This is a genomic window from Yinghuangia aomiensis (genome assembly GCF_039542225.1).
Taxonomy (GTDB): Bacteria; Actinomycetota; Actinomycetes; order Streptomycetales; family Streptomycetaceae; genus Yinghuangia; species Yinghuangia aomiensis.
In genome coordinates this window covers 1-546 of the sequence record NZ_BAABHS010000108.1, presented here as the reverse complement: position 1 = coordinate 546, position 546 = coordinate 1, and the positions used below count along the sequence as shown (strand labels likewise).

General features: G+C 72.0%; 1 protein-coding gene. It reads right to left on the bottom strand.

Going from position 1 to position 546, the window contains the following annotated elements:
- The coding region (locus ABEA93_RS42055; protein WP_345681300.1) for a transposase at positions 1-499 on the bottom strand (499 nt) is incomplete at its 3' end.
- Between the last annotated feature and the right edge of the window lie 47 nt (positions 500-546).

The following is a 546-nucleotide window of genomic DNA, read 5'->3' as shown; positions in this document are numbered from 1 at the left end:
CCGGATCGAGAGGTCTGGCCTGCCACTCGGTCAGGCCTTGGACGACGCGGTCGGTGATCGCGGAGATGGTCGTCTTGGACACGTCGGTGCCGTAGGTGTCGGCGAGGTGCGCGGCGATCTCGCCGTGGGTGAGGCCCTTCGCCGACAGCGACAGCACCAGGTCGTCCACCCCCGACAGGCGCCGGACGTGCTTGGGCACGATCGCCGGCGCGAAGGTCCCCTCCCGGTCCCTCGGGACCGCAACCGACACCGGCCCCACCTCCGTCGCCACCGTCTTCGCGCGGCGCCCGTTGCGGGAGTTCCCGCCGTCCCGGCCCTCGACCGCGTGTTTCGCATAGCCGAGGTGGTCGTCTATCTCACCCTCCAGGGCCGCCTCCAGCACCAGCTTCGTCAGCTGCTGCAACAGGCTCCCCGCCCCGGTCAGCGCGAGGCCCTCCGCGCGGGCCCGGTCCGTCAGCCGGCGCACCAGCTGCGCGTCCAACTCGTCCGCGGCCCACACCTCGGTAGGCTCAACCGGAACCGGTAACCCACCCTGCTCGCTCGGGT